Below are 12,933 nucleotides of genomic sequence, written 5' to 3' on the forward strand. Positions count from 1 at the left end.
GCTGCTGCCTTACACTGTGGCTGAACAAAAAATAGATGGCGTATCTACTTACAGATACGCCATCAGCATAGCAGCTCAGCTCAGCGCTTGTCAATTTATCCTACACTGCTCTGCTTTGCGCCGAGTCTCGCTGCAGCAGCTTTTCAATTTCAGCCATCTGCTGCTGCTTCAAGGGACCCAGTTCTAGTACAGCGGCATTTTCCTCTACCTGGGCAACAGTCTTAAAGCCAGGGATAGGAATCGTGCGTTGGTTGCGCGCGAGAAGCCAGCCCAGCGCTCCCTGCACAACACTGCGCCCGTCGCTGGTAAGGATTTCGCGGAGTAGCTCGGCCTTCTTGAGCAATTCGGCCTCCGAGCCGGCGTTGAGATTCCAGCCATGGCGTACATCGCCCTGGGGAAACTGGCTTGTTTGGGTGATCTTTCCTGTCAATAGCCCCATGGCTAAGGGCGCCAGGTTTATGCTGGCTAGATCATGCTCTTCGCAAACCTCCATCATCGCCGGAGCATCCTCCAGGACATTTAAGCGATACTCAACAGCCGCGCAGTGTTCGCGCTGGGCCATGATCTTGACTCCTTCCAGACTGTTAGGCCAGGTGCACCAGCCATACGCGCGGATCTTCCCGGCGGTTACCAGCTTTTCCAGGACGTCGCAAATATCGTCAAGACAGCTTGTATCATATTCGCCAACATGGAGCAAGTAGAGATCAATGTAGTCGGTCTGCATGCGCTGTAAGCTTCCCTCACAGGCACGCCGAACATACTCGGGATTGGCGTTACGGCCTAACATTTGTCGCGTGTAGGGATCAAAGACAAAGCCAAACTTGGTGCAGAGGACGACATCTTGCCGGCGCTCGGCAAAGGCGCGACCCAGGAGAAGCTCGCTATGTCCTCCGCCATAAACATCGGCGGTCTCAAAAAAGGTAATCCCGGCAGCCCGGGCTGCATGCAAGGCGCGGATCGACTCATTATCGTCTATATTGCCCCAGCCAAACGTTCCACCGCCAAAACCTGGCTCGATTCGGGTAATCCCGGCAATGGGCCAGCAGCCCATGCCTAGTGCGCTGACTTCTATTCCACTTCTTCCTAGCGTTCGTGGCGATACTGCGGTCATTATCTCTATCCTTCCTGTGTAAGAACATGAATTTTCATGCCCCAATCATAGAGCGAAAGCGACAGCTTGCACATCCACCGAAAGGGGAAAGCAGCAATAGAATTATGACTACTGAAGTTCTTCCCAAACTTACCAAACGCTTTTACACTCCGGGCCGGGAAAGAAGTACTTCCATAAATGTAAGAAAAATTTATAACTAGATAAAATGCAGATAATATTTTTCTGTAATATACGGTATACTTATGCTTAAGAGGAATGCCTGTTGTAGCTCGTGAGATGTGCATATTAGTGGAGGGACGCCTGATGAAGATCGACCCTAAAGCACTTATCGGCCAGAACATTGACGGCTACCATCTCGAACGTCTCCTGGGAGAGGGTGGCATGGGCGTCGTCTACAGGGCCCATCATGTCACTTCCGGGGGCGAAGTTGCGATTAAGTTTCTTAAGCCGAAGAATCAGCTTAATGCGGCTGAGTATGCTGGCTTACTCACCCGCTTTCGTCGAGAGGCTCGTATTATTGGTAATTTGCGTCATCGCCATATTATACACATCATTGGGACCGGAGAGTATCGCGATATACCTTATCTTGTGATGCCTTATATTGCGGGAGGAACCCTGGCGGATAAAATTGCGCGCGACGGTCCCTTGCCCTTGCATGAGGTGCTTTATTACGTTGAGCAAGCAGCCGATGCGCTGATGTATGCACATGCTGTCAAAAAAATAGTTCACAGGGATCTCAAACCAGCGAATTTTCTCCTGGACATGGATGATAATATCATCCTTACCGATTTTGGTATTGCGCGCATTCAGGGCTCTACATTAACTAAAACCGGAGAGTTTATAGGAACTCCCGAATATGCGGCACCGGAGATTTGGCACGGTCGGGGCATCGATTATCGGGCCGATATCTATAGTCTTGGCGTTATTCTCTTTGAGATGCTCACAGGATATCGACCAACGCAGGCTGATCCGCGCGATTCTGACCTTGAACCAGAAATTGAGGCAATAATCAAGAAGGCTATGGCGATGCGGCCTTCTCAGCGTTATGACGATGCCTGGTTGTTGGCGGAAGATCTTCGGGATGCAGCAGAGCGGCTATACACCGCTCCTACACAGGTTATTCCAGCTCCTCAGGCACCAACTACTAATTATCGTCCCGCATCGCTCTTCATCCAGCGACATCGCCCCGTCCTTGGCTGGCTTCTCCTATGTGCTGTGGCGCTTATCGTGGGGATTTCGGCAAGCATATGGCTGATTAATATGAATGCCCATGCTCGTTATGTGTCTGGAGTCTATATTGATGCTTCCACTCCCACGACGAATGAGACGGCAAGCGAGCAGGCCAGAGATATCGTGCAGCGATACTATACTAACTGGGAGCAGAAGCGGTACAAGGCTGCCTATGCGCTCCTGGACGAGGATTACCAGAAGCGGTACCCTTACGAGATGTTGCAGGGCGATTATCAGCACACCCACAAGATCTGTATGAGTATCGATGCCGTGACCGCGCTTGCAGATGGAACGGTTCGCGTAGATATTACCGATAATGCGGTGGAAGATATTCCGGGAAAGGCTGGAACGGCGACGAATCTTTATCAGGGCTATTATATTGTCAAACGTCGTGGGAGCGGATGGCGGATAATCCCACATCTGCAGCTCAAATCTCTCCACGGTGTGTGCAAGGGCTAGCCGGATCGTCGGGAGTGTGCGAGGAAAAGTTTCCAGACTTATCTCGACCGGCCAAGCTTTTTCTGCTACGATTGTGCGCATGGATAAAGGTGCATGAAGAAATTTAATAGAAAGCAGGAGATGTTGTGATTCAGACTGTGATCTTTGATCTGGGAGGTGTCTTCATTGAGGAGCCTGCCGCCGGGATGCTTAAATATTATGCGAGCTTTCTACAAGTAGATGGTGAAGTGTTGTCAGAGGCACTGAGGAAGTATTGGGACGTCTGGCATAAAGGGAAGATTTCCGAAGCGGAGCTCTGGGGGATGGTGACGACCGAATTGCAGATCCCGTGCCCGGATTGTGAGTCCCTTTGGCTTGATGGGTTTAAACAAACGTATCGCGAGAGACCCGAGATGTTTGCCTTGCTTAAACAAGTGAAGCGTCAGGGATATACTACAGCGCTGCTCTCCAATATTGAGGCGCCTCTCGTGCAGCATTTAAGGCAGAGCCCGTTTGAGGATATCGATAGCTACTTCTTTTCTTGCGAGCTGGGACTGAGCAAGCCTGAGCCGGCCATCTATCAAAAGGTCTTGCAAGAACTCTCATGCGCACCAGAGGTGGCTATATTTATCGATGATCGCCGTGCTAATGTGGAGGCTGCGTCGCGCTTAGGGATTCATGGCATTGTGTTTCGCTCCTATGATGATCTGAGGGAGCAATTGCAGCCCTACCAGATCGGCCTCTAGAAAGCTCACGACCAAATGGATTCATTTGCTGTCCTGGCCTCCTTAGTAGCAACCCCAATCCTTCATTTGCTCAGAATAGCCAATAATCACCTCTAGCTCAGTTGGGATGTACTCTGGTGCAATGAGATAGGCCGTCAGGCGTGCGTGTCCTTCCATGACGACCAGAGGCGCCTCAACATCCTTCGCTACCAGAATGAGTGGTGGGAACCGTGCTCCATGTCGCAACGCATTTGCCAGGGACACAAGTCCATCGCTGCTCACATCGTAGACCACTTTTCCTGCCAACGCATTACGTGCGCCATCAATCGCCATGCGGGTGCCATCGGTGAGGTCTAACCAGTACTTCCAATCAATATAGCGAACCCGCTCTAACTCTTCTCTTGAAAGTCGGACCCGTTCCCAGCGTACATGGGCAGGGAAGTCAGTAAAATACCCCCTGTTCTGACCATAGCCCCTATATTCTCCCAGCAACTTTCGCCTGAGTGCATTTTCTGAGGCATTGTGCAAATCTGGCTCTTGAAGAATATTTAGATCAATCTTCTCTTGCTGTATGTGTACTTCAAGCTTCTGGCGAAAACGGACTGAAGAAAGCTCAGTTTGTAAGTAGATGGCAATCATCTCATCTTCGCTGATCTCTTGAATTTTCCGCATCGTCGGCTTTCTCCTCCTTCAAAGACTGTTTCCATTCTATACAATGGAGAGATTTCTGCAATAGGGGGTGCGCTCTTTGCCCTTGCAAGCGATTCACGCTTTGTCCCCAGTATCATTCACATTGGTTATTCTTAACAGTATTCAGCGTGAGGCTGGTATCGGCTTGCGGTGAAGTGCTATGCAGTTCCGTACTGATGGCTCTGCGATCTCGCAACCAGGCATAGCCACTCACTGCAGCCCCGACGATAGTGATAGCTGCACTGACGAGATAGATCGAGCGCAGGCCTGGTCCGCTGCTGATGATCTGGCCCCCAAGCCAGGCTGCGAAAGCCGCCGCAAGCTGATATGCCGAGGCGTTCACGGCAATAGCCAGGGTTGGGGCCGCAGATGCAGTAGTCAGGACCCGGGTTTGCATACCGGGGATGACCGAAAAACCCAAAGCACCGAGGATAAAGACCATAGCTGCAGTAATTATCATGCTTGCACTGACTACCCATAGAAGTGCGAGTGCTGCCGCAAGGATAAGGAGCAAGCCAATCTGTGACGGCATCAGAGCACGATCGGATAGCCAGCCGCCGACGAAATTACCAATAGTAGCGCCAACGCCATATACCAGCAACAGGATGGCAACTATGTCAGCAGTAAAGCCGCTGATATTGGTAAGCAATGGCGCGAAGTAGATGAAGACAGTGAGTAGTCCGGCATTGCCCAGTGCGGTGATCGCGATAGCAAGTTGTACGTCTGGCTTGCCGAAGACTCGCAATTCAGCTATGGCAGAAGTACCGGCTGTAGCATGCTGGCTCCTTGGCACCAACCACAACACAAGCAAGAGACCGCAGGCACAACATATCGCAATGGCCACGAAAGTAAAGCGCCAGCCAAAATTATTGCCGATGAAGGTGCCCAACGGAGCTCCTAAGATCATGGCCAGATTCATGCCAAATGCAAGCTGAGATACCGTGGATGCCTGCTTGCCAGGGGCAGCCGTGGATGCGGCGATGACGACTGCGTTGGCAAAGAATGTGGATGTTCCCAACGAGGTGGCTAAGCGAGCTACAAAAAGTACAGGATAGGTTGGCGCGAGCGCTGAAGCCAGGTTTCCCAGAACCACGACCAGAAGCAGGAGCGCGATAAGTGGCTTGCGAGCAAAGCGAGCGGTAAGAACTGTGAGCAGCGGGCCACCGATAATCATTCCTATAGCATATGCTGATACTAATAATCCGGCGGCAGGGATCGATACTCCTAAATTAGTCGCAATATCTGGTAGGATACCAGCGATAACAAACTCGCCTGTAGTGTTGCTAAAGACGCAAAGTATGAGGGAGAGCACAATAAGCTTCTTTCCCATATATTATCACCCCTTTTCTTTATAAATGACGTTGATTCCTGAAGAGACAAGCTTCTCCGCCATCTCTACTCGTGTCAGGAACCGCTTCTCTTGATTTCCTTGCTAAACCACATGATCCCTGCTGGAGATGGAGCAGAATTAGTGCCGCCACTATTCGACCATTAGCATAGAGTCATCATGCCAACAGGTGTAAAGTATGACCTATTCCATTTGGAGCGGCAAATTGACCTGCATCTTTCAGCTCTGGATCAAGCGTGTCCATGCTAAACCTGTCAGTGATATAAATATAGAGAGAAATATTAACTAGCGCAAGAACGCACAAAATTGTGGTATAGTACCAGAAATGATACTACTGGAAGGATTTAAAGATGGGAAATCAATATTGCCAGTACCGTTGCGCTGTAGAAGCTACACTTGACATCATTGGTGGGAAGTGGAAAGGAATTATTCTCTCCGAATTAGTTGAGAGACCCAAACGCTTCAGTGAGCTCAAGCGAGAGCTTCCGGCCATTACCCAGAGAATGCTCACGCTTCAACTACGGGAGTTGGAAGCTGATGGCCTTGTGCACCGTGAGATCTATCGGGAGGTTCCGCCAAGGGTCGAATATTCGTTGACAGACTTTGGCAAGACGCTGGAACCGATCTTGAATGCTATGCAAACATGGGGAGATCGCCATATCAAGCAGATCATCGAAAGAAAGACAGCCAGGCTGGCCGTGCATAATGACAAAGGCTAGTGGGAGGCCGTAGCATCAGGCTCCCATATCATAAAGCGAAGCCTTTGCCCTATTTTTCCAGGCAAGCTCGCTTTCCCGTCACATCTGACAAGGATCGTTCGTCATGTTTATGACAGCAAAACACTGAAAATGTGATTAAGGGAAGATGTCTCAATGAATACGCATGAATGGCTGGTAGAACAGTTCGAAACTAACCGTTCCCATCTGCAAGCAGTAGCTTACCGCATGCTCGGCGATCTGGCCGAGGCGGAGGATGCGGTACAGGAAGCCTGGCTTCACCTTAGCCGCTCTGATATGAGTGCCGTTAAGAACATTGGTGGTTGGCTGACGACGGTAGTGGCGCGGATCTGCCTCGATATGCTGCGCTCGCGCAAATCGCGGCATGAGGAATCCCTTGAAGCTTTTGTGTCTGAACCCATCACAGATACTGAAGATGGAATTGATCCCGAACAAGAAGTAGTGCTAGCAGACTCAGTTGGGCTTGCCCTGCTTGTTGTCCTTGATACGCTTTCGCCTGCCGAGCGCCTGGCCTTCGTGCTGCACGATATATTTGCCATGTCTTTCGAGGAAATTGCGCCCATCGTAGAACGTACTCCAGCGGCAGCCAGACAACTGGCCAGCCGGGCTCGCCGCCGTGTGCGCGGAGGAGCGAGAGCCACTGAGAGCGATCTTGCCTCAAAGCGGGAAGTAGTCAATGCTTTTCTTGCTGCCTCGCGCACCGGGAACTTCGAAGCGCTACTCACAACGCTTGATCCGAATGTTGTGTTCCGATACGACAAGGTTGCAGGGGACACAGACGCTCCCAAGGAGGCGCGTGGGGCAGAAGTTGTGGCCAGGCTGTTCAGGGGACGAGCCGCAGCCGCGCGTGCAGCTCTGGTAAATGGCGTCGTGGGAATCATCGTGGCGCCGCGGGGCCGGCTCCTAATCGTTATCAATGTCGCGATAAGCAACGGCAAGATTACCGAGATCAACGCGATTTCCGATCCGCAACGGCTTCGCGGGCTCAATCTAGCCATAATCGACGGCTGATAGATCAACGCATTTCCTTCCGCCTGATTACCTAATTTCTGTATTTATCAGATTCGATAATGGTCTATAATATAAAGAGAAAAGGAGCTTATGCAGAGTATTGAGGAAATTGCTTGAAAATAAAAGCAAGGATTAAAGTCTATACTTCCCTCTAGAGGTTTGTAAGGAGCGATGTGAATGGCGCTATTGGGTATTGACCTTGGCACAAGTTCAGTCAAAGTGGTGGTCCAGGACATACAGGGGCATACGCTGAGCGTGAGTAAAGCTGACTACGCTGTCACAGCGCCTCAGCCCGGTTGGTCTGAGAGTAATCCCGCCGAGTGGTGGTCGGCTACGATAGCGGCTGTACAGGCAGCGCTGGCCCGGCTTTCCCATATCGAGATTACAGCTATCGGGCTCTCCGGGCAGATGCATGGTGTGGTTTTGGCAGACGAAGGGGGACAGCCAGTACGCGTTGCCATGCTCTGGTCTGATACACGTGCGCAAGCAGAGCTTGAACAATATCATAGCTTGCCCACATTCCTTAAAGAACGCCTGGCGAATCCTTTGGTGCCAGGTATGGCCGGTCCAATGTTATGTTGGTTAGCGAAGCACGAAGCATCCTCTTATCAGAAGGCTCGCTGGGCCTTGCAACCCAAGGACTGGCTGCGCTTTTGTCTGACCGATGAAGTCGCCACAGATCCCAGCGATGCCTCTGCCACTCTGCTCTATGATCTACGGGCAGATAGCTGGGCAGATGATATTATTGCCGCGCTTGGCTTAAACCGTTCTTTATTTCCCGCGATCGTACCCTCGGGCGCCGTAGCAGGTAGGCTCTCGGCTCGCGCGGCTAAAGCACTGGGCCTGCCAGCCGAGCTTCCTGTAGCGACAGGTGCGGCCGATACTGCGGCGGCGGCGCTTGGCACCGGTCTACTCACTCCGGGACCTATTCAACTCACTCTGGGGACTGGGGCGCAGTTAATGCAGCTTTCTGCAGAGCCCAGCGCCGATCCGCGCGGACGTACTCACCTCTATCGGGCCGCTGACGGAACCCACTGGTATGCCATGGCAGCTGTGCAAAATGCCGGACTTGTCCTCAACTGGGTGCGTCAGATGTTTAATGCAAGCTGGGATGAGCTGTATGCTAGCGCGGCCTCTGTACCACCTGGTGCCGAGGGCCTGCTATTTTTACCCTACCTGACGAAAGAACGTCCTCATCATACCCATTCTGCTAGTAGCGGGGCCTTCCTTGGTATGCGTATTGATCATCGGCGCGAGCATCTGCTGCATGCTGTATTGGAAGGCATCGCCTTTGGTATTCGCGGGGCCTTTGAGGCCTTGCCAGCTGCAACTAAAACAAGCACCTTGCGCCTGGCTGGTGGAGGTAGCGAGCATCCTGCCTGGCGTCAGATGCTTGCCAATATTTTGAATCGGGAACTGCTCTCTGTCGATACTCCTGCAGCTTCAGTGCGTGGGGCTGCTTTGCTTGCTGGTATTGCAGGTGGTATCTGGGCCAATGCTCAGGAAACGGCTTCCCTGGCTCCGCGCACATCCCTGATGGCCTCTCCAGCGCAGGAACAGGTAGCCGTGTATAACTGTATATATGCAAGATATCTTGAAAACATCAACAACTAGCCGTCCCGGCTTTCAAGCCTTCCTTAGCTTGTGTCTCTCCTCTCGCCAGCATCTTACGCAAGAAGATCGCATGGGCTTCTACTTCTTGCATCCTCTCTTCGAGGCTCTGGATCATCCATTCACGCTTATGTTCGCGGGCCTGAGTCAACAATCGCTTCAACAAGGGAGCTCGACAGGCCGGCCAATGTCTGCTAATATAGCAATAGGGAAAAGGGCAGGCAATACAGGAAGGAAAATGTCTGCTAACGAGGAGAGAACGTGAAACGAGCTTCCATCCCGCAAGTTTCTGCCGCTGGGACACAGACTTTGAGGGCTTTTGAAGAGTGGATGAGGGCGCAAGAAGATCTCTCTCCAGCTTCTGTTCGTAACTATGTTAGCGACGTGCGCCACTTCATTGCCTGGTACGAGCAGGAGGCTTCTGGTGCGGCTGAAGATGATAGGTGCGTGCTGTTCTCTCCGCAGATTATTACGACCTCTCTATTGAGACGTTATCGTGCCTTCCTGCAACAGAGTATGCAAAGACCTGCTTCTATTAATCGAGCCCTGAGCAGTATCAAGCGCTACATTCAATGGGCGTGCCCTCAGCATCCTCTCAATAGCGAAACCTCAATGCCTGTTCTACGCATGGAAGAAGAAATAATGCACCAGCGCCATCTCAGCGGGCAGGAGGAACAGGCGTTGCTTGCAGCGGTAACTACTTATGGAACCCCGCGCGATCGAACCATTATTCTACTCCTGCTCTATACCGGGCTGCGTGCCAATGAACTCTGTCGCTTGAAGCCAGAACAGATCGTCCTTGGAGCAGAGAAAGGTCAGCTTTACGTTGTAGACCGGGGCCACAAAACACGCAATGTGCCATTAAACGCCATAGTTTGTCAGGCACTGGCTAATTACCTTCCTACGTTGCCAATCCGCTCGACCTGGGTCTTCCTCTCAGAGAAAACTCATGAAGCCTTATCAGTCAGAGCGCTAGGATATATTGTCAAAAAATATGCTGACCTGGCAGGTATTGCCGACCTGAGTCCACGTGATTTGCGCCATTGCTTTGGCTATCGCCTGGCAGAAACGATGTCTTTACCCGAGCTTGCTCGGCTTATGGGCCATGATTCTCTGGAGACCACAAGGCGCTACTTTGCACCCTCAGTACAGCGTGCAAGTCGGGTTCCTGCGCCTCACCCTCCTGCTGCGCTGCTACCCGCACCTTTGCTCATACCCAAGCTGCGCCTGCCACGTTTAGCTGCCTCGCTGCTTGCACGTCCAAACTTGCTGGCGCGTATGGAGCAAGGCCGTCAGGGCAAGCTCACCCTTCTGCTTGCTCCCGCTGGTTTTGGCAAAACCACTCTTGTACGTCAATGGATCGATACGCAGAGCTCACAAACGCAGACGGCCTGGCTCTCGCTTGATCCAGAGGACGATGATCCCATGCGCTTCTGGCACTATGTGCTGACCGCCTGCACGTTCTTTGAGGACAAGCCTGGCAGTTCCGCTCTGACCGAGCTTGCGCTTGAGCAATCATTCTTTACACTGCCTTTTCTCAAGACACTTCTCACTAGCTTCTTAAATGAGCTAGCCCAGCAGACTTTGCCTTGCCTGCTCATTCTTGAAGATTACCATGTCATCACGTCCTCGCAGATCCACGAGTCGTTGACGTTTGTGCTCGATCACTTGCCACCCTCGCTACATCTGGTCATGCTTAGCCGGGCCGAGCCTTTGCTCCCCCTGGCGCGCTGGCGAGCTCGTGGCGAACTGCTAGAGCTTGGAGCTAGCGATCTGCGCTTTTCCCCTGCTGAAATCGCTGCCTTTCTGCAGCAGGCTCTTCCAGCACCACTGCCAGTGGAAACCCTCGGCTCTCTCGAAACTCATCTGGAAGGTTGGCCCGCTGGCCTGCGCCTTCTCACCCTGGCCTTGCAGGGCAAAAGCCAGCCGGAGGAAATCGCGCAAGTGCTGGCAGCCTTCACAGGCAGTCATCGTTATGTGCTTGATTACTTTGTGCTCGATGTGCTCAGCACGCAGCCGGAAGGGCGCCGGCGCTTTTTGTTGCAAACCAGCCTGCTCGGTCGCATGACGCCATCGCTCTGCAATGCGGTTAGTGGGCGTGAAGACAGCGCGCAGTTGCTGAGAGAAGTGGAGCGTGCCGGTCTCTTCTTACAGGCTCTTGGTGGCGAGCCGCCGTGGTATCGCTACCATGCCCTCTTTGCTGAAGCGTTGCAGGAAGAGGCGCGCCAGCGTTTAGGCGAGGAGGAAATGAAGCTATGTCTGGAGCGTGCCAGCGGCTGGTACGAGCAACAAGGTATGCTGGCTGAGGGGATTGAGGCGGCCCTTGCGGCGAGAATATGGGTGCAAGCGGCAAGCTTGATGGAGCGGTTGCTGAACGTGCAGAATCGTAGTGCTATGCATGAATATGCCACTTTGCTGCGCTGGCTAGAACTTTTGCCTGCTCAGCTCTTGGAGGCGCATCCGGCGCTTTGCCTCAAATATGCTACGGCGCTCTTATTCACCTTAGATCGCAGCTCTCCGGCCACGCTGGCTCTGGTTGAGGGGCCGCTACACATGGCTGAGCGCTTTTACGAACGGAGCGCAGAATGGGAAAAGTTAAGCGAAGTGCTCTCCTGCCATGCCGAAGTGGTGCGCTGGCAAGATGATCTACCACAGGCGATTCGCCTGGCCCAACGAGCCCTCCAGCTCCCGCCAGCTCCTCAGACGCGCTGGCGAGGTGCCAGCGTTTTGATAGTTGGTATGGGAGAGCTCTATGCAGGGAGGCCGGAGGCGGCGCGCCGCTTGATGCTGGAAGGACAGGAGCTCTTTGGGATTCCGGTTGCGGAGTACAGCATGCGTGGAACAGCGATGCTTGCCGAAATCAGTTTACTGCAAGGGGAACTGTCGCAAGCCGAGCAGGCCTATCGCCACCTGCTGGCCACTGCCGGGAATCCTGCCGAGCTAGCCGTAGCCTGGCGTGGTATGGCGCAGCTTGCTTATGAAAAAAACGATATTTCGGCTGCCGAAGGGCACATCAGGCAGATGCTGAAACTGGGTAGCGATCAGCTTGATACGTTGGGAAAACACTTAGTTGAGGCTATTCTTATCTGCCCCGCTGAGTTATTGCAAGTTCGTTTGCTAGAGGCAAGTGGACAGCTAGAACAGGCGCAACAAAATTTGCAAAAGCTGCTGGCGCTTAGCCAGGAATGGCAGTCGAGCACTTTCTATCGCGAGGCACTTATCCAGGAGGCCGAGTTGAATCTGGTCATGGGCAATCTGGCCGCACTAGAGCCCTGGCAGGCTACCTGTCGCCAGCTTGGTGAAGATTTTCGGCTTATCCAGCGGGAGCGCGAAGCCTTGCTCCACGCCCGCTTTCTTATCGTGCGCGGAGAGATCCCGGCGGCTTTAGAGCTTCTTGAGCGCTGGCAGGGAGACGCGCACGCTCAGCGGCGTATTCGCAGCGAGCTAGAGATCCAGCTACTACTGGCTCAGGCTCATGCCGCCAATCGCCGCCCGGCCGAGGCCCGAGACGCACTATTTGCGGCGTTAAAGCTGGGGCAGGCCCAGGGCTTCCAACGCATCTTTTTGGAGAAAGGGGAGGCTCTGGCCGCGCTCCTGCGCAGCCATTTTCAGGAGCTGCGGGAGGAGCCGCTGATTTGCTATGCGCGCGGCTTGCTAGCGGCTTTTGCTGGTGTGGGAACAGCCCTGCCCGCCCCTTCTCAGGCTACGGCGACACTCATGCTAGAGCCGCTAACCCCTCAAGAGAGGCGCGTGCTTAGCCTGCTGGCAGCGGGACGCTCCAATCCCCAGATTGCTGAGGAGCTGGTGGTCTCGATCAATACTGTCAAGACGCAGGTGCAGAGTGTCTATCGCAAACTCAATGTCAGGAGCCGCTGGGAGGCTCGCGAGGCCGCTCTCAGCCGCGATATCCTCTAACGCTTTCCTCCTTCCCCTCCTCCGCAGGGCGGCATTTTCTTTGCGCGTAAAGATCACCCTTTCTATCACCTTAAGGAATGATGAGTCTTTCCCTCATGACGCTCTATACTGCCTACA

10 protein-coding genes are annotated in these 12,933 nt (G+C 53.1%); 7 read left to right on the forward strand and 3 right to left on the reverse strand.

The genetic code is table 11. The annotated features are described in order from the left end of the window. Positions 1–100: 100 nt before the first annotated feature. Positions 101–1,111 (reverse strand): aldo/keto reductase, encoded by a 1,011-nt coding sequence (locus EPA93_RS12780; protein WP_129887895.1) that lies wholly within the window; start codon positions 1,109–1,111, stop codon positions 101–103. Positions 1,112–1,414: 303 nt separating this feature from the next. Between EPA93_RS12780 and EPA93_RS12785 the strand changes: the two genes are divergently transcribed. Together EPA93_RS12785 and EPA93_RS12790 are read left to right on the forward strand one after the other, a co-directional pair. Next, the gene (locus tag EPA93_RS12785; protein WP_165423058.1) at positions 1,415–2,800 is read left to right on the forward strand and encodes a serine/threonine protein kinase; all 1,386 of its coding nucleotides are present in this window, start codon (positions 1,415–1,417) and stop codon (positions 2,798–2,800) included. A gap of 125 nt (positions 2,801–2,925) precedes the next feature. Continuing rightward, positions 2,926–3,525 carry an HAD family hydrolase gene (locus EPA93_RS12790; RefSeq protein WP_129887897.1) on the forward strand — a complete coding sequence of 200 codons (600 nt, stop codon included), beginning with the start codon at positions 2,926–2,928 and terminating at the stop codon, positions 3,523–3,525. A 42-nt stretch (positions 3,526–3,567) separates the two neighbouring features. Here the strand turns inward: EPA93_RS12790 and EPA93_RS12795 are convergent, their stop codons facing one another. Continuing rightward, the gene (locus EPA93_RS12795; protein WP_129887898.1) at positions 3,568–4,176 is read right to left on the reverse strand and encodes a hypothetical protein; all 609 of its coding nucleotides are present in this window, start codon (positions 4,174–4,176) and stop codon (positions 3,568–3,570) included. Between the two features lie 112 nt (positions 4,177–4,288). Continuing rightward, complete coding sequence (locus tag EPA93_RS12800; protein WP_129887899.1) at positions 4,289–5,524, reverse strand: MFS transporter; 1,236 nt, start codon at positions 5,522–5,524, stop codon at positions 4,289–4,291. Between the two features lie 368 nt (positions 5,525–5,892). Between EPA93_RS12800 and EPA93_RS12805 the strand changes: the two genes are divergently transcribed. The 5 genes from EPA93_RS12805 to EPA93_RS12825 all read left to right on the forward strand — a co-directional run bounded on the left by EPA93_RS12805 (position 5,893) and on the right by EPA93_RS12825 (position 12,816). Next, positions 5,893–6,261: a winged helix-turn-helix transcriptional regulator gene (locus tag EPA93_RS12805; protein ID WP_129887900.1), complete on the forward strand. Its 369-nt coding sequence runs from the start codon at positions 5,893–5,895 to the stop codon at positions 6,259–6,261. A gap of 153 nt (positions 6,262–6,414) precedes the next feature. Next, the gene (locus tag EPA93_RS12810; RefSeq protein WP_129887901.1) at positions 6,415–7,290 is read left to right on the forward strand and encodes a sigma-70 family RNA polymerase sigma factor; all 876 of its coding nucleotides are present in this window, start codon (positions 6,415–6,417) and stop codon (positions 7,288–7,290) included. A gap of 177 nt (positions 7,291–7,467) precedes the next feature. Further along, the gene (gene xylB, locus EPA93_RS12815) at positions 7,468–8,904 is read left to right on the forward strand and encodes a xylulokinase (RefSeq protein WP_129887902.1); all 1,437 of its coding nucleotides are present in this window, start codon (positions 7,468–7,470) and stop codon (positions 8,902–8,904) included. Next, entirely contained in the window at positions 8,885–9,166 is a 282-nt protein-coding gene (locus EPA93_RS12820; protein ID WP_129887903.1) for a hypothetical protein, read from the forward strand. The genes xylB and EPA93_RS12820 overlap by 20 nt, the downstream gene beginning before the upstream one ends. Next, positions 9,163–12,816: a winged helix-turn-helix domain-containing protein gene (locus EPA93_RS12825; protein WP_129887904.1), complete on the forward strand. Its 3,654-nt coding sequence runs from the start codon at positions 9,163–9,165 to the stop codon at positions 12,814–12,816. Before EPA93_RS12820 ends, EPA93_RS12825 begins: the two co-directional genes overlap by 4 nt. Positions 12,817–12,933: the final 117 nt, after the last annotated feature.

It is taken from the genome of Ktedonosporobacter rubrisoli (genome assembly GCF_004208415.1).
Taxonomy (GTDB): domain Bacteria; phylum Chloroflexota; class Ktedonobacteria; order Ktedonobacterales; family Ktedonobacteraceae; genus Ktedonosporobacter; species Ktedonosporobacter rubrisoli.